The organism is Stenotrophomonas rhizophila, assembly GCF_020857975.1.
GTDB classification, from domain to species: domain Bacteria; phylum Pseudomonadota; class Gammaproteobacteria; order Xanthomonadales; family Xanthomonadaceae; genus Stenotrophomonas; species Stenotrophomonas rhizophila_C.
The window spans coordinates 26,987-52,191 of sequence record NZ_JACWUO010000010.1; the positions used below are offsets into that span (position 1 = coordinate 26,987).

Consider the following 25,205-nt stretch of genomic DNA (forward strand, 5'->3'; position numbering starts at 1 on the left):
CCCGGGCCTACCGGGAGGTGGAACGACAACGGCACCTTGCGGTGCCGTTGTCGTTTCGCGCCTTGCCTGGCGTCTACCGCTTGGCCGGCTCGGCCGTTGCTGCAGCAGCGGTGCTGCCACCCAGGCTGCGCGACAGGAAGGCCAGCAGCTGGGTGTAGTACTCGCGACGGTGCGGATCGGTATAGAAACCGTGGCCCTCGGTGGGGTAGTACAGCGCCTCCACCGGAACCCCGGCCTTCTTCAAGGCCGCCTCCATGCGCCTGGTGTGCTGGATCGGCGCGCGCTCGTCCTCGCCACCGGCGGCCAGGAACACCGGCACCTTGATCTGCGCGGCCAGGTTGACCGGCGATACCGCCGCCAGTGTCTTCGGGTCGCCGATCCATTCCTTCAGGTAGGTCTCGCCCGAGCCACGGCGCTGGATGTCGCCGGTGGTGAACATCATCGGCAGGTCGTACACGCCCACATAGCCGGCCGCGCAGCGGTACAGCGCCGGTTCCTTGGCCGCGCCCATCAGCGCGGCATAACCGCCATAGCTGGCGCCATAGATGCAGACCTTGGCCGCATTGGCCACGCCCTGCCCGATCGCCCAGCGGGTGGCATCGGTCAGGTCGTCCTGCATGGTGCCGCCCCACTGGCGGCCACCGGCATTGCGGTGCGCGCGGCCATAGTTGCCCGAGCCGCGGTAGTTCACCTGCAGCACCGCATAGCCGGCCGCGGCCAGCAGTTGGGTCTCCACGTCGTACTTGCCATCGTCGAACGGACCGAACGGCCCGCCATGCGGCATCACCACCATCGGCAGGTCGCGGCCCTCGCCGCCGGCCGGCAGGGTCAGGAAGCCATGCAGCGGCAGCCCGTCGCGGGCCTTGAGCTGGAACGGGCGCACCGTGGCCGCGGTGTCCGGGTCGATCCAGTCGCTGCGGCTGATCACGTGCTCGGCTTTCTTGGTGTCGGTGTTGTAGATGAAGAAGTCGCCGGGATTGCGCCCCGACCAGGTTTCCACCATCAACTGCCTGCCGTCGCGGGTGCTGGAGGTGACAAACACCGCATCGCCGCCGAATGCCGCTTCCAGGCTGCGGTACAGCCGGGCCTCGGGCGAGGTTTCGTCGAAGAACCGCGTGCGCGGGGTATCGCCCAGATACAGCGCACCGACCGGCACGGCGGTGCCCGGCTTGTAGATCACCCGGTACGCATCCACCAGCGGGTCGCGCAGGATCTGCCGGCGCTCGTCGGTGGCCGGGTCCCAGCTCAGGATGGCGTCGGGGCCCTGCTCCATCTCGGTGTGCAGGTAGGCCAGGCGGCCATCGGCGGAGAACCCGATCGGCAGTTCGATGCGGTTGTTGTTGACCGCCTCGTCGTTGATCAGCTTCCAGGTATCGCCCGAGCCTTCGCGGTAATACAGCTTGTTGACGTTGTCGGTGCCGGCGCCGTGGGCGAAGCGCACCTGGCCCTGGTGGTCGGTGACGAAATCGGCGCGCCGCACCGGTGAGCGGGCCACGGTCTGGCGGCGGCCGCTCTGCACGTCCAGGCGGTCGGCGCGGGTGAACGGATCGTCGCTGAACGGCCATACGCTGACCAGCACGTTGCGGTCGTCCTGCGGCAGGTCGTCGGCCAGGAACGCGGCAACGGCTTCGACTTTCTTGGGCTGGATCAGGGTGCCCGGCCCCTTGCTCTCCACCCGGTAACCGACCAGCAGCTCGCCGCGGCCACCGTTGGCGTTGATCGCATACAGCTCACCGGTCGGGCGCGGTTCGTCCAGCGAGCCGAACTTCTCGGCCAGGCCGATCAGCACGCGCTCGGCGTTGACCCAGTCGAAGGAACTGGCGTGGTTGTTCCTGGGCGGCACGAACGAACCCACCATCTTGCCGTCCTCGCGGCGCAGGATCGCCAGCGCGGTGCGGTCTTCCATCGGCACCGTGGCCGCGTAGTAGTCGCCGCCCGGCGAAATCTTGATATCGGTGAAGGTATCGCGCTTGAGATAGCGCTCCAGGTCCACCGCGCCGGCCTGGCCGGCCAACATGCCCCACATTCCCGCCACGGCCAATGCCGCCCATCGTGACTTGCGCATCCCTTACCCCCCTGTTGCCGGACATCGTGTCCGTGTCGGCGATTCTAGGGGGTGGGCCGGGCTGCGGACCAGCGGCAGGTCACAAAGAAGAATGGCACCGCGAACGGTGCCATTCAAAGGCATGCATGGATGGAGAGAGAGATCAATGCATGCCGCGGAACGCCAGGGTCAGGGCCAGGATCGACAGGATCACCGCGATGGTGCCGTCGAGGATGCGCCAGGTCCTGGGCTTGGTGAACAACGGGGCCAGCAGGCGCGCGCCCAGGCCCTGCGCGGTCAGCCACAGGCAGCTGGCGGTGAACACCCCGGCGGCGAAGGCCATGCGCGCATTGCCGAAGTTTTCGGCGATGCCGCCAATGACCATCATGTCCAGCCAGAAATGCGGGTTGATCAGCGAGAAGCCGACCGCGGCGGTGAGCACCGCGCGACGCGAGCTGGTATCGCCATCATCGACATTCATGCCACCGCCACCGGCCAGCGCGCGGCGCGCGGACTGCCAGGCGTACCAGGCCAGGAAGGCCACACCGCCCCACAGCACCACCGTGGTCAGCCACGGCAGGGCCTGGGTCAGCGTGCGCAGGCCGGCCACGCTGGCGAAAATGAAGATGCCGTCGATCGCCGCGCAGGTGGCCACCACCGGCACGATGTGCTTGCGCAGGATGCCCTGGCGCAGGATGAAGGCGCTCTGCGCGCCGACCACCGCGAACAGGCCGATGCCGGTGGCGGCGCCACTGAGCCACGCGGCCAGACCCGGGCCGCCGGAAATGATCGAGAACATGGGGTACCGCCTTGTCTTGCTTGGGGGGAGCGGTGCCTCGCCAAGGCGTACAGCACCGGATGGCGCGTATTGTCGCGCCGCAACATTGAAAAGTAGAGCTAAACTTACTTAACCATCTTTAGCAGGACTTAAGATCATGCGCATCGACCATGCCCAGCTGCGCGCCCTGGCCGCAGTGATCCGCGAAGGCAGCTTCGAGCGGGCCGCGCAATCGCTCAATGTCACCGCCTCGGCCGTATCGCAGCGGATCAAGGCGCTGGAGGACCGGGTCGGCCGGCTGCTGGTCAAGCGCTCCTCGCCGGCGGTGGCCACCCACGAGGGCCAGGTGCTGGTGCAGCTGGCCGAACAGACCGCCCTGCTCGAGCACGACGCGCTGCACCGGATGGGCCTGGCCGACGAGGACCTGCCGCATGCCAGCATCCCGGTGGCGGTGAACCACGACAGCCTGGAAACCTGGTTCCCCGAGGCGGCACTGAGCTTCGCCCGGCAGACCGGCACCACCCTGGACCTGCGCTCGGAAGACCAGGACCACACGGTGGCGCTGCTGCGGCAGGGCGCGGTGCTGGGCGCAGTGACCACCCTGGACGAGCCGGTGCAGGGCTGCCAGATCCATGCGCTGGGCAGCATCCGCTACGCCGCCACCTGCACCCCGGCCTTCCAGGAGAAGTACTTCGCCAAGGGGGTCAACGCGCAGTCGCTGGCCCAGGCGCCGGTGCTGGTGTTCAACCGCAAGGACGACATGCAGGCGCGCTTCGCCCGGCGCCTGGCCGGCGCCGACCTGCCGCTGACCGCGCCGACCTGGTGGATTCCCTCCACCCGTGCGTTCGTGCAGGCCAACCTGGGCGGGCTGGGCTGGACCATGAACCCGCTGCCGCTGGTCAAGCGGCACCTGGAGGCCGGGCGCCTGGTCTACATGAAGCAGCGCGCCTGGGAGGACGTGCCGCTGTACTGGCAGCACTGGAAGGGCGATGTGCAGACCATGGCCCTGCTGACCCGCGCGGTGCTGGCGGCATCGGCAACACTGGTGCGCAGGAAGCGGTGACGCCCCGGCCGGGCGGCACCGGCTCTACACGGCCTGCATACCCCCTCCGGGGCAGCATCGACGCATCCAGCCGTGGGGACGTCGATGGGAACCGATCCGGTCTACCTGCATATCCGCGTGGTGCTCAGCATCATCCTGGGCCTGAGCATCACCACCCTGCTGCGCGGGTTGGCGTCGATCATCGAACACCCGCAGCGCCGCGGCTGGTCGTGGATCCACCTGTGCTGGGTAGTGTGGGCGCTGATCTCGGTGGTCAGCTTCTGGTGGTGGGAGTTCGGCCTGAGCGAGGTACGGCAATGGACCTTCGAGCTGTACCTGTTCGTGATCGTCTACTGCGCCTGCTGGTTCATGCTGTGCGTGCTGCTGTTCCCCGACGACCTGCGCGAGTTCGGCAGCTACGAGAACTACCTGCTGCAGCGCCGCGGCGGCTTCTTCGGGATGCTGGCGCTGGTCACCCTGCTCGACCTGGGCGATACCGCGATCAAGGGCCACAGCCGCTGGCAGATGCTTGGCCAGGCCTACCTGGTGCATACCGCGATCATGCTGGTCATCGCCGGGCTGGGCATCGCCTGCCGCCAGCGCCCGGTGCAGCTGGGCCTGGCGCTGGCGGCGCTGGCCTACCAGTGCGGCTATTTCCTGGTCGAATACTTCACCCTGGCCGGCGACTGACCGGCGATCGGATGCTGCGTTGCACCAAATCAAGGGGCAAAGGCGATAAAATCGCCACCATCGGACGCCCGGCCGCTGCATCTTCACGCCTGCTCCCCATGGCGGCGGCATCCTGTTCACATCTCCCCCACCCGAGATCCCCATGAAAAAACTCGCCAAGGTCGTCCTCGGCCTGCTCGTGCTGCTGCTGTTGGCCGCAGCGGTGTTCCTGTACTGGCCGCTGCACCAGCGCTCGGTACCGGCCGCCGGCAATGACAAACCCGTCGACGTGGTCCTGGTCGGTGGCGGCATCATGAGCATCACCCTTGCCACCTTCCTGCAGGAACTGCAGCCGGACTGGAACATCCAGGTGTACGAACGCCTGGACGGGGTGGCGCTGGAAAGCTCGGACGGCTGGAACAACGCCGGCACCGGGCATTCGGCCTTCGCCGAGCTCAACTACACCCCCGAACTGCCCGACGGCAGCATCGAGACCAAGCGCGCGGTCGGCATTGCCGAGCAGTTCGAGATCTCGCGCCAGTTCTGGTCGCACCAGGTCAAGGCCGGCCGCCTGAGCCAGCCCTCGGACTTCATCAACCCCACCCCGCACATGAGCTTTGTGTGGGGCGATGACAATATCGCCTACCTGCACAAGCGCCAGCAGGCTCTGGTCAAGAACCCGCTGTTCTACGGCATGCAGTACTCCGAGGACCCCGCGCAGATCCGCCAGTGGGCGCCGCTGCTGATGGAAGGCCGCGACCCGGGGCAGAAGGTTGCCGCCACCTGGATGCCGCTGGGCACCGACGTCAACTTCGGGGTGATCACCCGCCAGCTGACCGCCGGCCTGCAGCGCAGCCCGAACTTCAGCCTGCACCTGGAGCATGAAGTCAGCGCGTTGCGCCAGAACGATGACAAGAGCTGGAACGTCACCGTCAAGGACCTCAAGGCCAACACCGAGTCCACGATCAAGTCGCGCTTTGTATTCATCGGCGCCGGCGGCGCCGCGCTCAAGCTGCTGCAGCTGTCGGGCATCCCCGAGTCGAAGGACTACGCCGGCTTCCCGGTCGGCGGCCAGTTCCTGGCGTTCCAGTCGCCGGCGATCGCCGGGCGCCATTCGGTCAAGGCCTACGGCATGGCCGAAACCGGTTCGCCGCCGATGTCGGTGCCGCACCTGGATGCGCGCAAGCTGGACGGCAAGCCGGTGGTGCTGTTCGGGCCGTTCGCGCTGTACAGCACCAAGTTCCTCAAGCACGGCTCGTGGTTCGACCTGTATTCCTCGGTCAACCACAACAACGTGGCCGGCATGCTCGATGTGGGCGCGGAGAACCTGGACCTGGTGAAATACCTGATGGGTCAGGCCCGGCTGGATGATGCCGACCGCCAGGCCGAGCTGGTCAAGTACTTCCCCAACGCCAGGCGCGAGGACTGGAAGCTGGTCACCGCCGGCCAGCGCGTGCAGATCATCAAGCGCGACCCGGAAAAGGGAGCGGTGCTGCAGTTCGGCACCGAGATCGTGACCGACCGGGACCACACCCTGGCCGCGCTGCTGGGCGCCTCGCCGGGCGCATCGACCTCGCCGCCGATCATGCTGGACCTGCTCAAGAAGGCCTTCCCCGAGCAGATGGCCGCCGGCTGGGAAACCCGCCTGCGGCAGATCGTGCCGTCCTACGGGCGCAAGCTCAACGACAGCCCGGCGCTGACCAACCAGATCCGCCGCCAGACCAGCCAGGCACTGGACCTGCCGTACCTGGACGTGCCCGAGCAGACCAGCCCGGCGGTGATGCTGACCCCGCCGGCGGCCACCGCGCCGGCGCAGAAAAAGCGCAACGCCAACGAAGAACTGCAGGCGCTGTAAGCCTGCCTGCGGCAGCCCCGGCTGCCCGCTGCAACCGATCCGGCCCTTCACGGGGCCGGATTTTTTTTCGCCGGTGACTACACCCGGCAACGGCGGCCCGGCCCGGCACCGCCTGCCGCCACGCTCCTGCGATTGTAAAGCGAGTGAGAACCATTTACATTTGCTCCCCGCTGCACCGACGGTGCGGGTGCCCGATGGTCTCAATGGATTGCCATCGGCCCCGCTGCGCCTCCCGCCGCCGGTGACCGCCGCGCCGCTCCGCTTCCGGCCGGTTCCCGCATCCCAGAAGGACCTGTGCCAGGCGCCTCCCGTGCCTGGTCCGCCGTGCCCGCTGTCCTGCTGCCTCCCCTCCGACACCGATTCGAGACCTCCGCATGTCCTTCCGCGCTCCTTCGTCCCGTCCCTTCCGCCGTGCGCCACTGGGCCTGGCCCTGCTTGCGGCGCTGTCGCTCGCCCCGCCGCAGGCCCTGGCCGGCACCGCTGCCGATGCGGCCGGCAACGCCGACGCCAAGACCCTGGACAAGGTCAGCGTGGTCGGCGATCGGCCGGCGCCGTCCAGCACCACGCGGCTGCCGCTGACCCTGCAGGAAACCCCGCAATCGACCACCGCCATCGGCCTGCAACGGCTGCAGGACGAATCCTTGTTCAGCCTCAATGACGTGATGCGCAACGTCACCGGCGTCAGCGTGTCCTTCTACGACACCCAGCGCCCGCTGTACTACGCGCGCGGCTTTGCGATCACCGATTTCCAGGTCGACGGCATTCCCACCTACAGCGGCTCGACCAACCAGGAATACGACACCGCCTTCTACGACCGCGTCGAAGTGATCCGCGGCGCCAACGGCCTGCTCAGCGGTGCCGGCGTGCCCTCGGCCACGGTCAACCTGCTGCGCAAGCGCCCGGGCAAGGCATTCGATGCCTCGTTCGCGGTCAGTGCCGGCAGCTGGGATTACCGGCGCATGGAAGCGGACGTCACCGCGCCGCTGACCGCCGATGGCCGATTCCGCAGCCGCGTGGTCGCCGCCTACACCGACCGCGATTTCTATTACGACCGCTACAAGGAAAACAAGATGGCCGGCATGGCGGTGCTGGAGGGCGACCTCACCGACAGCACCACGGTCACCGTCGGCTACCAGACCCAGGACAACAACCCGGTGGGTTCGACCTGGGGCACGGTGCCGTTCTTCGACAGCCAGGGCAACTTCGCGCACCTGCCGCGCTCGACCAACCTGGCGCCGAAATGGAGCTACTGGCAGCGCGAAACCAGCACGGTGTTCGCCAACCTGGAGCAGCGCTTCGGCGAGAACTGGCTGCTGAAGGTCAACACCGCCTACACCCAAGGCAACGTGCAGAACATGCGCCTGTACGGCACCGGCAACCCCGACCCGGTGACCGGCGCGGGCATCTACCTGCGTACCGCCGCCGGCGATTCGGAAGACACCCGCCGCAACGTCGATGCCTACCTGACCGGTACGTTCAACCTGTGGGGCCGGGAGCACGAGGTGACCGTGGGCGCGCAGTGGGCGGACCTGGAAGCGATCACCAATACACTCGCACTGAACTACCCGCGCGACTGGGCAACCTGTGGCCGCGAACGCTGCTACTACATCCCCAATGTGCACACCTGGGATGGCGACATCTCCGAAGTCACCTACACCCTCACCGGCGCGCGCCGCGTGGCCAAGACCACGCAGAGCGGCGTCTACCTGGCCACCCGTCTGCGCCTGGCCGATCCGCTGGCGCTGATCGCCGGTGCCCGCCTGAGCCGCTGGGAAACCCTCACCCGCGCCTACAACGCCGCCGGCGCCTATACCGGCACCAGCGGCGCGTACAAGGTGAGCGATGAAGTCACCCCGTATGTGGGCCTGGTGTACGACATCACCCCGAACGTGGCGGCCTATGCCAGCTACACCGAAATCTTCAACCCGCAGAACTACAAGGACCGCAACGAGAACCTGCTGGCGCCGGTGCAGGGATCCAACCTGGAAGCGGGCATCAAGAGCCAGTGGTTCGACGGCCGCCTGACCGCCAACGCCGCCGTGTTCGAGGCCAAGCAGGACAACTATGCGGTACGCGACATGAGCGTCCCGGACGGTTCGCTCAGCGATGGCAGCTCGGCCTACCTCGGCGTCAACGGCACCAAGGCGCGCGGCTGGGAAATGGACATCAACGGCGAGATCCTGCCGGGCTGGACGGTCAATGCCGGCTTCACCCACGTCAAGGTGACCCGTGCGGCCACCGACCTGCTGTATGCCAATCCGGCCGAAGACCTGCTGCAGATCAACACCCAGGTGCAGCTGCGCGGTGCGCTGCAGCGGCTGAGCGTGGGCGGTGGCGTGCAGTGGCAGAGCAAGGTGCGCGGCTACAACATCGCCACCCCGGCCGGCGGCACGGTGACGGTGAACCAGCCGGCGTATGCGCTGGTGCAGTTCAACGCCAACTACCGGATCAGCGACAACTGGACCGCCACGCTCAGCGTGCGCAACGCGCTGGACAAGACCTACTGGGCCAACCTGGACTACAACAACTACGGCGAGCCGCGCTTTGTGGCGGCCAGCCTGCGCTGGAAGTTCTGACGGCGCGCAGCCAGCACCGCGCTGCAACGGACGGGTCGCCTTCGGGCGACCCGTTTTTGTTCGGCAGCCGACGGTAGTGCCGGCCGCTGGCCGGCTCCTCGCCGATCCGGGCATCGCAGGGAGCCGGCCAACGGCCGGCACTACCGGGGGCGGGTCTCGCGCAGCGTCCACAGCACCGGCAGCACCAGCACCGCCACCAGCGCGATCATCGCACCGGGCGCCGCGGCCCAGCCGGTATGGCGTACCAGCAGTTCGGCCAGCAGGGGCGTGGCGCCGCCGAACACGGCCGTGGCCATGGTCACGCCCAGCGCCAGCCCGCTCAGGCGCCCTTCGCCGGGGAACTGCTCGGCCGTGGCCGGGGCGGCCACGGCGCTGACGCCACCGGCCAGGCAGGCCAGCACCACCGCCGCCAACGCGATCTCCAGCGCCGTGCCGCGCGCCATCACCGCGAACATGGTCAGCGGCAGCAAGGCCGACAGCAGCGCCAAGCCGATCAACACCGGTCGCCGCCCGACCCGGTCGGACAGCGCACCGGCCAGCGGTGTCACCACGATCACTGCCACCGCCGCCACGGTGGACAGCCACAGTGCCTGCGATTCATCGACCTCGCCCGCCGAACCCAGGAACGCCGGCACATAGGTGATGCCTACGTAATAGGTGATCGAACCCAGCGCGGAAATGGCGAAGGTGCGTGCCACCGCAGCGCGGTGGTGCCGCCAGGTATCGCGGATCGGCGAGGTCGGCACCGTACCGGCGGCCTGCTGCCGTTCGAACTCCGGCGACTCGTGCATGGTCGAGCGCGCCAGCAGGATCGCACCGGCCAGCACCGCGCCGACGAAGAACGGGATGCGCCAGCCCCAGCCGTCCAGCTGCGCGGTGCTCAACAGCGCCACGGTCACTGCCGACAACGCCACCGCCAGCAGCGCGCCGACCTCGCTGGCCGCCGAGGCCAGTGACGTCACCAGCCCGCGCCGCCGGGTAGGCGCGGTTTCCAGCAGATAGGCCACCACCCCGGTGTATTCCCCCCCCACCGAAAATGCCATCACGCAGCGCAGCAGCAACAGCATCACGCCGGCGCTGGCGCCGATGCTGTCGAAGGTGGGCAGCAGCGCGGTGGCCAGCATCGCCACCGTCATCAGCAGCATCGAGGCCAGCAGCATGTAGCGCCGCCCGAAACGATCGCCGAGATGGCCAAAGCACAGCGCGCCCAGCGGACGCATCAGGTAGGACACCGCGAACCCGGCCAGTGTTGCCAGCAGCGCGTTATCGCCACCGCCGAAGAACACCCGCGACAGCACCGTGGCCAGGTACAGGTACAAGGTGAAGTCGTACCACTCCACCACCGTGGACAGACCGGCGACGATCATCGAGCGGGTGCGCGGCGCCATCGACGGCGCGCTCAGGGAAGGGTTCAACGACATCGGCAACCGCGCCTGCAATCCAGTGCCGCCGAGCCTACGACATCCGGGCCGGCATCAGGCTCACGCCGCCACTACATCAGCCTGCGGCACCTGCGGCCTGGCGCGCATAGTGCAGCAGCCGACCGCGTCCCGGGGCATCGCCTTCGTCATCGAACAGCCCGTACTCCTCGTCCACCGCATAGCCCTGGGCGGCCATCGCGCGCGAGAACGCGCCGACGTTGCCGCGGCCGGGGTCGGTGAGCAGCAGTTCGGCGCTGGGGCGCGCGTGGCGCTCCATCATCGTGGCGATCTGCAGGGCGTGGCCGCGCTCGTACAGCACGTCGCTGCCGATGATCAGATCGAAGCGGCCCAGTGACGCATCCGGCAACTCCCACGGTAGATCGCGGTAGTGGATGGCCGGCAGGTCGTTGAGGCCGGCGTTGTAGGCCAGGAACGATTCGGCCAGCGGATGGTGGTCGCTGGCCACCACGTCGGCGCCGCGCCTGGCCAGCACCAGGCTGGACAGGCCCAGGCCACAGCCCAGTTCAAGGATGCGCTTGCCGGCCACCTGGTAGGTGCTCATGGTCTCGGCCAGCACCCTGCCCGCCGGCCAGACCTGCCCGAACAGGCTCCACAAGGACGAATGGATGCCGGCGCGGCGGGCGCGGCCGGTCGGATCGGCGAACTGCTGCAGGTCGCTGAGCGCGCGGATGCGGAAGTCGTGGCCGGCGACCGGGATGGTGAGGATGCGGGTGGTATAGCCCGGCATGTGCGCTCCGTGGGACACGGGGAGTGCCGCCTTCGCTGGGGAAAGCGGAACCCTGAAAGTGGAGCGAAGCGGGCGGTCGTTGGCAGACCGCGCAGGACGCGCGTAACGGCGTGGGACGGGCCCATCCTACAGGACCGCCAGCGCCGGCCTGTCACCGCCGGGCGATGGATCCGTATATTTCACCTGGCAGTTGGGGCAGAAGAACGTGCGACGGCGGGTCCTGCCGGGGTAGGTCTTGGACAACGGGCCACCGCAAACCGGACAGGTGCGCCGGGTATGCACCTGCCAATGGCTGCGCAGTTCGAACGCCTGCTTCCATTCCAGGAAATCGAAGCTGTACTGGCGCGCCTGCGCGATCACCTTGCCCAGCACGCGCGGCGGAATGTCGCCCACCTTCGATTCGGGGTGTACCCGGGTGCGGAACAGCACCTCGTTCTTGATGATGTTGCCCACCCCGGCAAAGATGTCCTGGTCCAGCAGCGCGTCGCATATCAACGTGTCCGGCTGCTGCTTGAGCCGGCGCCGCGCCAGCCGTGGGTCCCACTCCGGCGCCAGCACGTCGCCGCGCCAGTCATAGGTTTCCTCCAGCGCGCCCTCGATGTACTTCAGCGAAGCGGCATAGAAGTTCAACTCGCCGTTGTCGAACTGCAGCGATACCCTCGCCGGCACCGGCTTGCGTTCATCGATGCGGTAGCTGCCGAACATCAGCAGGTGCACGCGCAGGCTGAAATCGCTGAACTGGACCAGGAAGTGCTTGCCCCAGCTGCGCAGCGCCAGCACCCGCCGCCCCTCCATGCGGGTCAGGTCCAGGCGGCTGTTGCCCGGCGCGCGGCGCACGGTCTTGCCACCGAACTTGGCGGCCGCCTGGCGCAGGATGACGATCGAAGGACCTTCAGGCATCGGACACCATGTGCTGGAGGCGCGCGGCGTTGGCCACGGCGAAGCCGTGCGCGGTGTTGTCGAAGATCACCCACGGCGCCCGGCCGGGAATGCGCCGGGCCGCCACCTGCGCCGCCAGCCCGGCCAGGGCGGCGTCGGGGTAGTCGCTGTAGTACATGCGCGGCGAACCATGCCATCGCCAGTAGTGCCACCTCTGCGCGCCGCCGGGCTGGCCGGCCGCTGCAAACCGCGCCGGATCCACCGCGGCCCGCGCGATGCCATACCGCTGCAGCAGGGCGTCGGCCTGCGCGGTGAACCAGCTGGCGTGGCGCGGCTCGCAGACCACCGCCGCCTGGCTGCGTCGGCTGAGTGCGGCGAAGAAGCTGGCCGCGCGCCGCGTATCCAGGGCCAGCGAAGGCGGCAGTTGCAGCAGCAGCCCGCCCAGCTTGGCGCCCAGCCCGCCCACCTCGTCGAGGAAGCGGTCCAGCAGCGGGCCGGTACCCACCAGGCCGGCGTCGTGCGACACCGTGCGCGGCAGTTTCACCGAAAAACGGAACCCGGCCGGCACCGTGGCCGCCCAACGCTCATAGGTCTTGCGCTGGTGCGGACGGTAGAACGAGGAGTTGATCTCCACCGCGCTGAACCGGGTGGCGTAACGCGCCAGCATGCTCTCGCCCGGGCCGAACAGGTGGGCATCGCGGCTAGCGATGGACCATCCGGCGCATCCGATTCTGGGTGCGGTCGACGCAGGCATGCCAGGCATCGCTCAGCGCAGGATCTCGCCCTGGTCCTGGCCATCCCAATAGTGGATGCGGCCGGCGGTGACCCGGATGAGCACCAGCCCGGGCGTGTCCACGCCCTGCTCGAACCACCGTTCCAGATCCTTCACCCAGTGCTGCTCCATGGTGGCCTTGTCGCCGATCAGCGTGGCCCTGCCCTGCACCGCCACGAACAGCGGCGGCTTGCCGAGCAGCGACTTGCTGCCGGTGAAGGTCAGCCCGACCCTGGGATCGCGCTGGATCTCGCGGACCATGTCGGTATCTTCGGTGGAGAAGAACCAGCTGTCGCCGTCGTAGTCGACGTCGCCGTTGTTGCTCATCGGGCGCGCCGCGATCTCGCCGCTGGCGGCGTGGGTCTGCAGCATGCTGAAGTCGATGTCGGCCATCTTCTTGGCCAGTTCGGGCAGGGTCAGGGTGGGCATGGCGCATCCGGGCGGGAAACAGGCTGCCAGCGTCGGCGAGCAGCGGTGACCGCGCCGTGCAGGGATGCTGGCGCGGTCTTCACGCGCCCGCCGGCACTGGCAGGCCCGGTCACCGCGCGGTCTGGATGAACACCGGGTTGGAATAGAACCACAGGTCCTGCCAGGGATCTTCGCCGCGCACGTCTGCCAGCGGCGCGGCCTCGGCGGTATTGCTGCCGCGCGCCCGCACGAAGCCGCCTGCGGCCGGCACCGGCAGCTCCCACGACACGCTGCGCCAGGCGCCCTGCTGCTGCCAGTCGGCCGCGGTGAAGCGCCGGGTCTGCATCCGCACCCCGCCGGCGCCGTCGCCGCTGCCCACCAGCAGTTGCAGCTGCTGCAGCGGCGGCCGCTGGCCGGCCGCATTGGCGGTGGCAGGCTGGCGCACGCGCAGCTGCACGCGCATCATCGCCGCCGCCGGCAGCCGCAGGGTCTGGCCCATCGTCGCCGACGCGCCGCCGTCCACGGCCTGCACGCTCAACTCCAGTGCATCGATCAGATCGCCGGTAACGGCGAACATCCGGCCATGGCGCAGTCCATCCAGGATGTCATCGGCCTGCGGGCGCGCCCATACGTAGGTCTTGCTGTACTGGCCCGGATCGAAATCGCGGCCGCCATCGCGCAGGTTGACGTGCGAATCGGAACTGGCGCTGATCCAGAACCGCCGCTGCTGCGCCAGCAGCGCGTCCCAGGCACCGCCGGCCTGCGCGGTCATCTGGTCGAAGCCGCCCAGGGTGGGTGCGCCGGCATTGCGGTACAGGCCGCGCTCGTCGACGGTGGCCTGGTGGCCCGGTGCGCCCTCCATGCCGACCAGCACCTGCGGAGCGGCATCGTGCCAATCGCGCAGCTCTTCGGGGGTGACCTCGCCCCACTGCCCCATCGCGCTGGCGGTACGCGCGGGGTGGTTGATGAACATCAGCGGCAACGGGGTCAGCGTGCGCAGGTGCGCCAATGCCGCCAGCATGTGCTGCTGGCTGTCGCGGCTGCCGTCCTCCAGCGGCTCGCCGCGGCTGTAGTCGCGCTCGGCGGTGACCAGCTGGTCGCGCTCGTGCGGACCCGGGGCGATGATCAGGGAGGCATGCTCGCCGGCCGGCACGTCGAACTCCATGCCGTTGAACTGGATCAGCCCGGGTACGTCGGCACGCGCCTGCAGCAGGGCCGGGTACGAGAGGTCGCGGGTGACCGCCGAATGGCCCGGGCCGCCGTGGTCGGTATGCACCATCCAGCGCAGGCCGAAGCGTTGCGCCTGCGCGGCATTGCGGCTGCGCGTATACGGCGAATCGCCGCCGCGGATCGGCGTGGGCGGGGTGGTGCTGCGGTCCCAGTCCACGCTCCATTCGCTGTGCACGTGGTGGTCGCCGGCCAGCCACTGGCGGCCGTGGTCGGCATCGGCGGCCAGCGCCGGGCCGGCCGCCAGCAGGGCGCCCAACAGGGCAGCCGGCAAAAACAGCTCACGCATGTTCGTATTCCTTGTGATGACACGCCCCGGCCCGGCCGCCGGGCATACCGGCGCCGGCCAGGGCGTTGGTCCGGGCTCAGAAATCCGCGCGCAGGCCCAGGCTGATCCGGCGGCCGGAGGCTTCGTACATGGTCGGGAACGACGGGTCCATGGTGTAGCCGCTGGTGATCTCGTTGGTCAGGTTGATGCCCTTCAGGCTGAGCTTGATGTTGTCGGTGATCCGGTAGCCGATCGACATATCCAGCTGGCCATAGGCATCGCGCCAGATCGGGTACATGTCATAGCCGATCGTTTCGACGTAGTCGCCCTTGTGGTTGTACGACAACCGCGCATCGAAGCGGCTGTTCTCGTAATAGGCGGTGAGGTTCCAGGTCTTTTCGGCCAGGCCCGGCATCGGCGTGCGGATGCCCAGCTTGGATTCGCCGGCCAGCGAACTGTCCAGCATGGTGTAGTTGCCGTTGATGCCGAAACCTTCCAGCAGCGGGTGGAACATGCCCAGCGGCAGCTGGGCCACCAGTTCCACGCCGTCCACCTGGTAGGCGCCCTTGGCGTTGACCGGCTGGTACACGTCGAAGTCGTAGATGCCGTTGAGGCTGCCATTGGCGTTGTACACCGCCACGTCCCTGACCACGCCGGTAAGCGAGTTGACCACCACCCCGTCGATGTTCTTGCGGAAGTAGGAGGCCGCCAGCAACGCACCGTTGTCCAGGTACTTCTCCAGGCCCACTTCCCACTGTTTGGCGTAGGTCGGCTTCAGGTCCGGATTGCCGTCGGTGAAGCGGAACGAGCTCCAGCTGGCGGTGCGCTTGTAGGCGATGTCGGTCAGCGCCGGGCGCATCAGCGTCTTGGACGCGGCCGCGCGCAGCAGCAGGCCGTCGGCCAGTTCGGCGGTGGCGTTCATGCTGGGCAGCACGTTCTTGTAGCTGCCGTCCCGGGACACCGGGGTATCGGTGTAGCCGGTACTGCCGTCGGGGCGCTGGATGGGGTGATAGCCGAACGAAGTCACCGAGGTGTCCACGTAGCGGGCACCGGCGTTGATGGTCACCGGAACCGCGCCGATATCGAAGGCGAAATCGGTCATTGCATACAGGCTGGCCACCTGCTCATCGACACGGTAGTACTGGCCCGGTTCGAACGGGGTATGGAAGCCGGGGTAGCGGAAGGTGGCGCGCGCATCGGCATTGGACATCTGCTGCCAGTTGCGGCCGTCGATGCTGTAGTCGCCACCGGGCACGATGTCGCCGATCCATTGCAGAGGGTTGTCGGCCAGGGTGCGCCTGTTCACCCAGGAACTGTCGCCGGCCCTGGGGCCGGTGATCTTCAGTTCGCCATACTGGCGCTGCTTGGATTTGTCGGTGTAGCGCGCGCCGAACTGCAGCTTGCGCAGCGCAGGCAGGAACGCCAGGTCCAGCAGCTTGGTGATGTTGACCTGGGCGGCGTACTTGTCGTCGACCACCTTCTCCAGCGTGGTTTCATAGGCCTCGAACAGGTACTTGTCCGGCGAGGCATACATGTCGAAGCTGCCGGACCTGGCGCTCCTGATGGTTTCCCCGCCCTGGTCGGTCCAGCGCGTGCGCGACGGCGCATAGGCGACATGTTTGAGGTTGGCGTAATCCGAGTGCTTCTCGGCACCGGAGTACCCTGCCATCGCGTCGATGTACCAGCTCTCCCCCTTCCAGTCCAGGGCCGCGCTGTACTGGCTGTAGTCGGTCTTGTTGCTCCGCTGCTTGCTGAGGATCTCGTGCTGGGTCGCGGTATAGGAGACATCGCGCAGCACCACCATGCCGTACTCGGACAGGGTGCTGGCGTCGTAGGCATGGATGGTGTCAAAGGTGCTGCGGCTGGAGGCGGAATAGGCGGCCGCGTCGTACTCGTCTTCGGTGGCGTCGTAACCGCCTCGCATCGCATCGAAGCTGAGGCTGAAGGTGCTGCTGGGTTTGTACTGCAGCGAGGCGGTGGCGCCCCATTTGTCCTGCTCGTTGAGGTAGACGCGGTCGCCGACCTTGTCCTGGAACACGACCAGGTCGGTCTCGGCGGCGTTCCTGCGGTTGCTGAAGGTGACCCCGGCATCGCGCGCCAGCACCGCGGCGGCCTGGCTGCCGCGGCTGCCGGCATCGGCGAGGAAGCGCGTGGCCGGGCGGAAGTTGATGCCCGAGTTGGCGTCGGTGCGGTTGGTCCGCTTGGCCTGGGAATACGAAACCAGCGCGCCCCAGTCGCCCCAGGTGTCGCTGGCCAGGAAGGCGAAGTGCGGATCGACCTTTTCGGAAATGCTGTTGTGCGCCGCTTCGGCCGACAGCACCAGCTTGCGCTCGTTGTAGTCGAACGGGCGGGCAGTGCTGATCTTCACCGCGCCGGCGATGCCACCTTCTTCATCGGCGGCGGTCGGCGATTTCTGCACCGTCACCTGCTGGATGATCTCCGAGGCGAACATGTCGAACTCCACATCACGGCCGCCACTGCCCGAGGCGGTGGCCAGGTCGTTGATCGACACCAGCGTGTATTCCGACGGCAGCCCGCGCACGTTTACCTTGGTGCCCAGGCCCTTGCTGCGTTCGATGGTCACCCCGGGCATGCGCTGCAGGGCTTCGGCCAGGTTCTGCTCGGGGAAGTCGGCCACATCGGTGGCCACGATGGAGTCGGAGAAGCCGATGTTGCTGCGCTTGAGGTCCACGGCCTGCTCCAGGCTGCGGCTGTAGCTGCCGGTAACCTGGATGGTCTCCAAGTGCTGGACGCCGCCGGCGGCGGCATTGCCCTCCAGCACGGCGACGCTGTCGCTGCCGACGGCGGCCGGCAGCGCGCTCGCGGCCGGGGCCGGCGCACCGGCGTCGGCCTCGATGGTCACCGTGGTGGCATTGAGGTAGCGGAAGCGCAGGCCGGTGCCGGCCAGCAGCTGGGTCAGCACCGCCTCGGCCGACAGCCCGGCCGGGACCGCGGCCGTGCGCGGGTTGCCGGCCGCCTGTGCGCTGTAGACGAACTGCAGGCCGGTCTGGCGCGACAGCGCGTTGAGCGCGCTGTCCAGTGGCTGGGCGGCAATGGCCTGGCTGGCGACGCGGGCTGGTTCGGCCGCGGCGGTGGTAGCGGTGACCTGCAGGGCAAGGGCGATGGAAAGGAACAGGGTGCGACGCATCGTGGAATCCAGTCTGGGAATGGCGGTGGGCGCGCAACGGGTTCGGTCGCGCATGCCATGACTACGACGGCGCAGGGCGCGGATCGGGCACCGCTGTTTCGATGAATTTTTTCTGACAGTGCCCCGCAGAATCGGCATCGCAGCGACACACTGCTGCAACACATCGCTGCGTTGCCAAACTCAGCGCGCGACCGCACCGGCCTCGCTGGCGGCGCGAAGGCGCACGGCGATGCCGCCGCGGGTGTGGGTGGTGGCCAGGCTCGGCTGCTGGTCCAGGAACACGCGCAGCGAGTCCAGGTCATCGGCACGCAGGTTGCCGGTCAGGCGCAGCGCGCCAGCCTCGGCACTGACCTGCAGGCGTTTCCGGTTGATCCGGTTGAAGCGGTCGGCCACTTCGCGCAGCGGCTCGTCGTGGAACACGATCCGGCCCTGCCACCAGGCCAGCATGCTGGCCGGATCCTCCTGGCCGATGCGCACCTGCTGGTCGCGGTAGTCCACTTTCGCGCTTTGCCCGGCCACCAGGTCGGCCAGCATGCGGCCCTGGCCGGCCTCGCCGCGGACCTGCACGCGCCCTTCGCTGACCCCGATCCGCAACTGCTCGCGCTGCAGCGACACATCGAAGGTGGTGCCGATATCGGTGACCTGCAGGCCGGCGGCGTGCACCGTGAACCGGCGCCGGTCCGGTGCCACGGTGAAGCTGGCCTGGCCGCGCTCCAGTTCCATGCGCCGCCCGAACAGGCTGAAATGCGCCGACAACGCGCTTTCCGCATTGAGATGCACCACGCTCTGGTCCGGCAGGGTGATCCGCCGTGGCGCGCCGTGTGCGGCGCTGTAGTGCAGCGTGGTCGGCCAGGCCAGCTGCGCGGCCAGGCCGATGCCGACCAGCAGCGCGGCGGCCGCGGCGATGCCGGGCAGGTGCCGCGGGCGCGGCGCTGCCGGTGGCGGCGGTGCACTGCGCCGCACCGGCAGCGGCACTACGTTGCCGGTCGGCGTCGGCGCTGCCGGTGCCGCCAGCAATGCATCCAGGTCGTTCGGCATCGCGCGCAGCGCATCGCCCAGCGCACCGGCCACCCGGCTGATGGCCAGGTATTCGCGCAGGTGGTCCGGCGAGGCCAGCACCCACTGCATGAAGGCGCGCTGCTGCGCCGGGCTCAACGCGCCCTCGCGCTGCAGCGCATGCCAGTGCGCGGCAGTGCCGGTCAGTGCGGCCGGATGCGGAGCCGGCGTTTTCACCAGCGCTCCGCGCGATCGGCCAGGCCACGCCGGCACACCGACAGGCCGCGCACCACGTGCTTCTTGACCATGTGCGCCGACACCCCCATGCGCTCGGCGATCTGCTTGTAGCTCAGACCGTCGCGATACTGCATCACCAGCACCGCGCGGGTGTGTTCGGGCAGGCTGGCCAGCAACCGCTGCAGGTGCGCGCTGCGCTGTTCGCGTTCGGCCGCATCCTCCACGCTTTCTTCGGCCGGCAGGCCCTGGCTGAGCTGCTCCAGCGTCTCGATCGGCAACATCGACCAGCGCCGTCGCGCGGCCTGTTCGCGCGCCAGGTTCAGCGCCACGGTGAACAGATACGCCTCCGGGTTGGCGATCGCCTCGCCCGCGCCGTCATGCGCGCGCAGCAGGCGCAGATAGGTCTCCTGGACCAGGTCCTCGGCCTCCTGCCGCGCGCCGCGTCGGGTGAAGAAGCCGCGCAGCAGCGGCGCATGCTCGACGAACATGCGCGCAAGACGCCCCGTTACCTGCTCGGCCACTGCATTGCCCCGCCCCCGGAAGTGCGCGCAAGGTATGTCGTGCAGATGACGCTGTGGTGACGGTCGCGGTGTCATTGCGGACGGGCACGTCCGAAGCGGCCTGTACTTGACAATGCCCGCCCACGGGAACACCATCAGTTAACGAATTAGTTAACTACCCGCATGGACCGTATCTTCGAAGCCCTCGCCTCCACCGCCCGCCGGCAGATCCTGGCCTACCTCAACGGTGGCGAGCTCAGTGCCGGCGAACTGGGCGAACGCTTCGACTTCAGCAAGCCGGCGCTGTCCAGCCACCTGCGCATCCTCGAGGATGCCGGTCTGATCGAACGCGAGAAGCGCGGCCAGTTCGTGTATTTCCGCCAGGTACCGGACACGCTGACCAATACCCTGTTCGCCTGGGCGGCCGAAGTCTGCCCGGTGGGTGGGCCGCTGCAACGCGAAAGCCGTGCCCGCGCCCGGCGCAAGCCCAGCCCCTGAGTCCCACTGCGCACGACAAGGACCGCGTCATGCTCGACACCACCCGCGTCAGCCGCTCCTTCCCCAGCATCAGCCTGCCCTCCTTCGGCGGCGGCAGCCCGGTTGAAGTGACCCTGATCGCCCAGCTGGGGATAGGCGCCGGTGACCTGCTGCTGCGCGATGCCGGGCTCCGCCAGGCCGCGCATCCACGTTACATCGATGCGCTCGACGAACCGTCGGCCCGGCTGGGCGGGATGCACTTGGCCCAAGAGGATGCCTCGTCGCTGTATTCGTTCTCGGTGGGCCGGCAGGGGCATCCCTTCCACCGCCACGCCGGGGTCCGCATGTTCACCGCGATCGCTGGCAGCGGCGGCGCGCAGTTGCGTTTCTCCACCGCATCGGACGCGCAGCTGCAGCGCGATCCGGCCGCGTTCGTGCAGGCGCTACGCTGCGTCGACATCCCCCCGGACAGCCTGTTCACCGTGCGCTTCGGCAGTGCCACCTGGCACCAGTTCGTGTCGCGCCATCCCCGGCATCCGGCCCTGTTCGCGCTGTCCTGCCATGCCGATGAACGCGCTGGCACGTTGACCGACGCGCAGCGCGCGTGCGTGCTGGCCGATGCCGCCGACATACCCTGCCTGACCGAAACCCTGCCGCCGGCGCTGCAGCGGCTGCTGGCGCAGGCCGACCTCAGTCAACTGCCGGTGGTGAGCCTGTCGTTGCGCGCACCGACCTCGTCGGTGCTGGCCTTCCTGTGCGCGCGCAGCCGCGGCCTGGCCGGGCGGCTGCGTGCCGGGCTGGCGCGGCGTGACGTGCAGGGCCACGTGGGCCGCCGCGCCGCCGCGCATCCGGTGCGTGCGCTGGCCGAAGCCCCGGCCGATTCACTGCTGCGCCAAGCCCTTGCCAGCGGCTTCCACCACCAGGACTACACCACCCTTTCGGTGCCGGCGCACCGGGTCGGCTGCCGTTCGGCCCAGGCGTTGCTGGAGCGGGTACTGGAGGGTTTCATGCACAATCCGCCCGCCGGCGTGGCGCGGCTGATGGCAGTGCGCAACGTGCTGGTGGCGCCATTGCGGCTGCGCACCTCGCCGTTGGGATGCCCGGCATCGTCGTTGCTGTCCAGCGACTGCAAGCAGCGGTTCGCGCAGCGCTTCCCGGTCCATGCCCAGGCCGTGGACAGCGCCGACCGCTGCGCCGAAGTGCTGCTGGGCGCCGATGACCGCCACCTGCGGTTCCGCTCCTGCGTGCGCGTGCAGCTGCACGATGATGGCTCGGCAGAAGTGGCGCTGGGCATGCGGGTGCACACCCTCAACCGCTTCGGCCGCTGCTACATGATGCTGGTCGACCCGCTGCACCGCCGCCATATCGCCCCGGCGATGCTGCGCATGGCAGTGGCGTACGCGCTGGCACCGGAGCTGGTACAGACGACCGCCGCGCACGATCCGCTCGCCGCCTGAATCGCCAACGCCGGCCCCGACCCCGCGCTACGGAGCGCTGCGCAGGGTGATCAGGGTGATCTCCGACGGCACGCCGATGCGCGCGGCGAAGCCCGGCCACAGCCCGGCGCCGTTGCTGACATACAAGGTCATGCCGGCCACGTCGTAGCGGCCGGACACATAGCCGCCATTGGCACGCTTGACCAGCTGGTCCATGCCCAGGATATGGCCGCCATGGGTATGCCCGGACAACTGCAGCGCCACGCCCCTGGCCGCATTGGCGCGCGCCGCGCCGGGGCGGTGGTCGAGCAGGATCACCGGCGCGCCAGGGTCGGCACCGGCCAATGCCGCACCCAGGTCCGGCCGCGGCAAGCCATAGTTGGCCGCCGCCGGATCGGTGACTCCGGCAATGGTCAGCGCCGCGCCGCCGCGCCGCACCTGGGCGTGGCTGTTTTCCAGCACCTGCATGCCCAGCGCGCGGAAAGCCCGCATCCAGGCGGCGTACTGGGCGTAGTACTCGTGGTTGCCGGTGATCGCGATCACCCCGTCACTGGCGCGCAGTTGGCGCAGCGGCGCGACATCCGGCGCACGCGCCGCCACGCTGCCGTCGATCAGGTCGCCGGTGATCACCACCAGGTCCGGCGACAGCGCATTGCTGTTGGCCACCACCTTGGCCACCCAGGCGCCGGTCAGCAGGCGGCTGGCGTGGATGTCGGTCAGTTGCACGATGCGGTAACCATCGAAGGCGGCCGGCAGGCCCTTGATCGCGACCTCGATCCGCCGCGTCTGCGGCACCGCCATGCCCTGCCAGATGCCATAGGAAGACACCAGCAGCGCCACGCCCATCGCCGCCGGCCGCAGCCACCCGGCACGCAGCGCGGCGATCACGCGCGGGCAGCGCAGCAGCCGCGCGCCCAACAGCACCGCATCGAACAGCAGCAGCAACAATGCCCCCAGCAGCAGTGCCGTGAAGCCGGTGGCCAGCAGCGCGATGGCCGCCTTGGGAATCTCCGGCGAGGCCATCGTGCCGGCGAAGCGCGCCACGATCCGGTGGTGCAGCGCCAGCGCCAGTACCAGCAGGCCCAACGGGCCACGCACCGACACCGGCACCCGCAAGGGCCAGACCACACGCCACACCACGTACAGCGCAAGCAGCAAACCAACAACACTCAGCACAGGCAGATCCAGTTTCAATGGGGGAAAGCCGGCACGCACGCCTCGCAGCGAACGTACAGCCGCTCATCTTTGCCGAATCCGCCAGCGCCTGCCACCGCAGTGCTGTCACATGGCAGCGCGATGACCGCACCGCCGCGGCTTTTCCACTGCATTGTTGCCTGCCGCCGCCACGCTGCCCCGGCAGCCGCGCGGCCTACATCCGTTCGCCAGGCAGCCGGCTGGCCTGGCGCACCCAGGCACTGAACTGCGCCTCGTCCAGCGGCGCGTCCGGGCCCACGTGCAGGTAACGGGTGTCGCCGCTGCGGGAGGGCTGCGGTGGTACCGGCCGTAACGCGGTACCGCGGAAGAAGGCCACCTTGATGTAGCCGGTATAGCAATGCAGGCTCAGGAACCAGCCCTCGTCACCTGCGCCATACAGCGGGCTGTTCCACTTCACCGCCTTGCGCAGGCCCGGTACCGCAGCGGTGATCAGCGCGTCCAGGCGTTGCCCTACGGCGCGCTTCCATCCCGGCATCGCCGCGATATAGGCCTGCACCGGGGCATCGCCGTAGCCCTTGGGGATCTGCGGATTGCCACCGGACAGCAGCCGGGGTCCGGCAGCGTCGCTGGGCGGGGGTGCGGGGGATTTTGCCGGCATCGGCGGCCATCCTGTCAGCGGTCCAGAACCGCCTTATAGACCCAGCCCGCCACGCCGACAACCCGCCCGGACCTGAACGGCTTGCCCCCGCCCGGGCACCGGCACTTGCAGCCGGCATCGCCCACATCTATAAATGAGCAAGCACTCACTTACTCATTCTCCATGGCCCGCCCGCTCAGCGATCACAAACGCGATGCCATCCTTGCAGCCGCCGCCAAGCTGGTGGCCGCGCAGGGCATCGGCGCGTCCACCGCGCAGATCGCACGCGCGGCCAAGGTGGCCGAAGGGACAGTGTTCACCTACTTTCCGAGCAAGGACGCCCTGCTCAACGCGGTCTTCGTGCAGCTGGAAACCCGGCTGGCCAATGCGCTGGCCACCGATTTCCCCACCGGGGCCAACGCCCACGACCTGCTGCAACACGCCTGGAATGCGCTGATCGCCTGGGGCTCGAGCTACCCGGTGGACCGCATGGCGCTGCGCCAGCTCAAGGTGTCCGAGCGCATCAGCGAACACACCCGCAGCGAATGCGCCGGCCTGTTCGGCAGCATGCTGCACAGCCTGGAAACCGGCCTGGCCGACCACGTCGACGGCCAACGCCTGCCGTTCTACCTGGGCCGGGTGCTGATCAACCTGCTGGAAACCACCCTGGACGCCATGGCCGCCGAGCCCGAACACCGGCAGAGGCTGCAGCAGGCCGGTTTCGACCTGTTCTGGAAAGGCATCCAGCGTTGAACCGGCCTTTTTCACCCCATGAATGAGTGCCTACGCGCTCAATATTCCAGCAGAGACACATGCGCGCCCTGCCCCTGATTGCCGCCGCCTTTTCCCTCACCGTACTCCTCGGGATGACCCTGACCGTGCCTATCGCCAACCATGCCAATTCGCCGCAGATGACCGCCGGCCAGTTCACCAACGCCGCCCCCAAGCCGAAGGAAACCGTGACCGGCATGCTCAAGCTGCTCTGGGAATTCCTGTTCGACCGCCCGGCCGGCACCACCCCGCCGCAGCCGCCGCCGGTACGCGCGATCGGCGCCGCCGAGCTGGCCGATGCTCCCGAGCACAGCCTGTACCGGCTGGGGCATTCGACCCTGCTGGTGAAACTGCGCGGCCACTGGTGGCTGACCGACCCGGTGTTCTCCAAGCGCGCCTCGCCGGTGCAGTGGATGGGGCCCAAACGCTTCCACGCCCCGCCGATCGCCCTGCAGGACCTGCCGCCGATCCGTGGCGTGCTGCTCTCCCACGACCACTACGACCACCTGGACCGCGCCACCATCAAGCACCTGGCCACCCGCGCCGAGGTGTTCCTGACCCCATTGGGCGTGGGCGACCGCCTGATCGCCTGGGGCGTGCCGCGCGAGCGCGTGCGCCAGCTGGACTGGTGGCAGGAAACCGAGGTGGACGGCCTGCGTTTTGCCGCCACCCCGGCCCAGCATTTCTCCGGCCGCGGGCTGCGCGATGGCAACCGCACGCTGTGGGCGTCGTGGGTGATCATGGATGACGGCCTGCGCCTGTTCTTCAGCGGCGACACCGGCTACTTCGATGGCTTCAAGCGCATCGGCGAACGGTACGGCCCGTTCGATGTCACCTTCATCGAAACCGGCGCCTACGATGCCAAGTGGCCGTTCGTGCACATGCAGCCCGAACAGACCGTACAGGCCCATCAGGACCTGCGCGGGCGCTGGTTGCTGCCGATCCACAACGGCACCTTCGACCTGGCCCTGCACCCGTGGGACGAGCCGTTCGAACGGGTCAGCGCCCTGGCCGCGCAGCGCGGCATCGCCCTGGCCACCCCGGGCATGGGCGAACGCCTGGACCTGGACGCACCGCAGCCGGGCACGCCGTGGTGGCGGCAGGTGAAGGCCGAACAGCAGGCGCGCCGGATCACCCCGGTCGGCAGCGCGATGTAGGCGC

Annotated in this window: 21 protein-coding genes; 8 read left to right on the forward strand and 13 right to left on the reverse strand. The window is 68.6% G+C overall.

Going from position 1 to position 25,205, the window contains the following annotated elements:
- Positions 1 to 73: 73 nt before the first annotated feature.
- The gene (locus IC535_RS11240; protein ID WP_228886278.1) at positions 74 to 2,065 is read right to left on the reverse strand and encodes an alpha/beta hydrolase family protein; all 1,992 of its coding nucleotides are present in this window, start codon (positions 2,063 to 2,065) and stop codon (positions 74 to 76) included.
- 142 nt (positions 2,066 to 2,207) lie between these two features.
- Complete coding sequence (locus IC535_RS11245) at positions 2,208 to 2,843, reverse strand: LysE/ArgO family amino acid transporter (RefSeq protein WP_228886277.1); 636 nt, start codon at positions 2,841 to 2,843, stop codon at positions 2,208 to 2,210.
- A gap of 136 nt (positions 2,844 to 2,979) precedes the next feature.
- Between IC535_RS11245 and IC535_RS11250 the strand changes: the two genes are divergently transcribed.
- The 4 genes from IC535_RS11250 (at position 2,980) to IC535_RS11265 (ending at position 8,964) form a co-directional block, all read left to right on the forward strand.
- Entirely contained in the window at positions 2,980 to 3,885 is a 906-nt protein-coding gene (locus tag IC535_RS11250; protein ID WP_228886276.1) for a LysR family transcriptional regulator ArgP, read from the forward strand.
- 84 nt (positions 3,886 to 3,969) lie between these two features.
- Positions 3,970 to 4,554 carry a hypothetical protein gene (locus IC535_RS11255; protein ID WP_228886275.1) on the forward strand — a complete coding sequence of 195 codons (585 nt, stop codon included), beginning with the start codon at positions 3,970 to 3,972 and terminating at the stop codon, positions 4,552 to 4,554.
- Between the two features lie 142 nt (positions 4,555 to 4,696).
- A complete protein-coding gene (gene mqo, locus IC535_RS11260) occupies positions 4,697 to 6,388 on the forward strand; it encodes a malate dehydrogenase (quinone) (RefSeq protein WP_228886274.1) in 1,692 nt (563 codons plus the stop codon).
- 374 nt (positions 6,389 to 6,762) lie between these two features.
- Positions 6,763 to 8,964 carry a TonB-dependent siderophore receptor gene (locus tag IC535_RS11265; protein ID WP_228886273.1) on the forward strand — a complete coding sequence of 734 codons (2,202 nt, stop codon included), beginning with the start codon at positions 6,763 to 6,765 and terminating at the stop codon, positions 8,962 to 8,964.
- Positions 8,965 to 9,104: 140 nt separating this feature from the next.
- On the opposite strand, the gene IC535_RS11270 is transcribed toward IC535_RS11265, so the two are convergent.
- The 9 genes from IC535_RS11270 to IC535_RS11310 all read right to left on the reverse strand — a co-directional run bounded on the left by IC535_RS11270 (position 9,105) and on the right by IC535_RS11310 (position 19,556).
- The gene (locus IC535_RS11270) at positions 9,105 to 10,385 is read right to left on the reverse strand and encodes an MFS transporter (protein ID WP_228886272.1); all 1,281 of its coding nucleotides are present in this window, start codon (positions 10,383 to 10,385) and stop codon (positions 9,105 to 9,107) included.
- Between the two features lie 76 nt (positions 10,386 to 10,461).
- Complete coding sequence (locus tag IC535_RS11275; RefSeq protein ID WP_228886271.1) at positions 10,462 to 11,133, reverse strand: class I SAM-dependent methyltransferase; 672 nt, start codon at positions 11,131 to 11,133, stop codon at positions 10,462 to 10,464.
- A 126-nt stretch (positions 11,134 to 11,259) separates the two neighbouring features.
- Positions 11,260 to 12,033, reverse strand: a complete 774-nt coding sequence (locus tag IC535_RS11280) for a DNA-formamidopyrimidine glycosylase family protein (protein ID WP_228886270.1) — start codon at positions 12,031 to 12,033, stop codon at positions 11,260 to 11,262.
- A complete protein-coding gene (locus tag IC535_RS11285) occupies positions 12,026 to 12,775 on the reverse strand; it encodes a DUF72 domain-containing protein (protein ID WP_228886269.1) in 750 nt (249 codons plus the stop codon). The genes IC535_RS11280 and IC535_RS11285 overlap by 8 nt, the downstream gene beginning before the upstream one ends.
- Before the next feature lie 3 nt (positions 12,776 to 12,778).
- Positions 12,779 to 13,213: a pyridoxamine 5'-phosphate oxidase family protein gene (locus IC535_RS11290; protein WP_228886268.1), complete on the reverse strand. Its 435-nt coding sequence runs from the start codon at positions 13,211 to 13,213 to the stop codon at positions 12,779 to 12,781.
- Between the two features lie 109 nt (positions 13,214 to 13,322).
- Entirely contained in the window at positions 13,323 to 14,708 is a 1,386-nt protein-coding gene (locus IC535_RS11295; RefSeq protein ID WP_228886267.1) for a hypothetical protein, read from the reverse strand.
- Between the two features lie 76 nt (positions 14,709 to 14,784).
- Entirely contained in the window at positions 14,785 to 17,835 is a 3,051-nt protein-coding gene (locus tag IC535_RS11300; protein WP_228886266.1) for a TonB-dependent receptor, read from the reverse strand.
- A gap of 180 nt (positions 17,836 to 18,015) precedes the next feature.
- Positions 18,016 to 19,068: a FecR family protein gene (locus IC535_RS11305; RefSeq protein WP_228886265.1), complete on the reverse strand. Its 1,053-nt coding sequence runs from the start codon at positions 19,066 to 19,068 to the stop codon at positions 18,016 to 18,018.
- The gene (locus IC535_RS11310) at positions 19,065 to 19,556 is read right to left on the reverse strand and encodes an RNA polymerase sigma factor (protein ID WP_228886264.1); all 492 of its coding nucleotides are present in this window, start codon (positions 19,554 to 19,556) and stop codon (positions 19,065 to 19,067) included. The genes IC535_RS11305 and IC535_RS11310 overlap by 4 nt, the downstream gene beginning before the upstream one ends.
- Positions 19,557 to 19,751: 195 nt before the next feature.
- On the opposite strand from IC535_RS11310, the gene IC535_RS11315 reads away from it, so the two are divergent.
- Both IC535_RS11315 and IC535_RS11320 read left to right on the forward strand, forming a co-directional pair.
- Complete coding sequence (locus IC535_RS11315) at positions 19,752 to 20,066, forward strand: metalloregulator ArsR/SmtB family transcription factor (protein WP_228886263.1); 315 nt, start codon at positions 19,752 to 19,754, stop codon at positions 20,064 to 20,066.
- A gap of 29 nt (positions 20,067 to 20,095) precedes the next feature.
- Positions 20,096 to 21,502 carry a DUF2867 domain-containing protein gene (locus IC535_RS11320; protein ID WP_228886262.1) on the forward strand — a complete coding sequence of 469 codons (1,407 nt, stop codon included), beginning with the start codon at positions 20,096 to 20,098 and terminating at the stop codon, positions 21,500 to 21,502.
- A gap of 27 nt (positions 21,503 to 21,529) precedes the next feature.
- Here the strand turns inward: IC535_RS11320 and IC535_RS11325 are convergent, their stop codons facing one another.
- Complete coding sequence (locus tag IC535_RS11325) at positions 21,530 to 22,657, reverse strand: metallophosphoesterase (RefSeq protein ID WP_228886261.1); 1,128 nt, start codon at positions 22,655 to 22,657, stop codon at positions 21,530 to 21,532.
- Between the two features lie 193 nt (positions 22,658 to 22,850).
- Complete coding sequence (locus IC535_RS11330; protein ID WP_228886260.1) at positions 22,851 to 23,294, reverse strand: DUF1801 domain-containing protein; 444 nt, start codon at positions 23,292 to 23,294, stop codon at positions 22,851 to 22,853.
- Between the two features lie 162 nt (positions 23,295 to 23,456).
- On the opposite strand from IC535_RS11330, the gene IC535_RS11335 reads away from it, so the two are divergent.
- Together IC535_RS11335 and IC535_RS11340 are read left to right on the forward strand one after the other, a co-directional pair.
- Positions 23,457 to 24,026, forward strand: a complete 570-nt coding sequence (locus IC535_RS11335) for a TetR/AcrR family transcriptional regulator (RefSeq protein WP_228886259.1) — start codon at positions 23,457 to 23,459, stop codon at positions 24,024 to 24,026.
- Positions 24,027 to 24,139: 113 nt separating this feature from the next.
- On the forward strand, positions 24,140 to 25,201 hold the full coding sequence (locus IC535_RS11340) for an MBL fold metallo-hydrolase (protein ID WP_228886307.1): 1,062 nt from the start codon (positions 24,140 to 24,142) through the stop codon (positions 25,199 to 25,201).
- Positions 25,202 to 25,205: the final 4 nt, after the last annotated feature.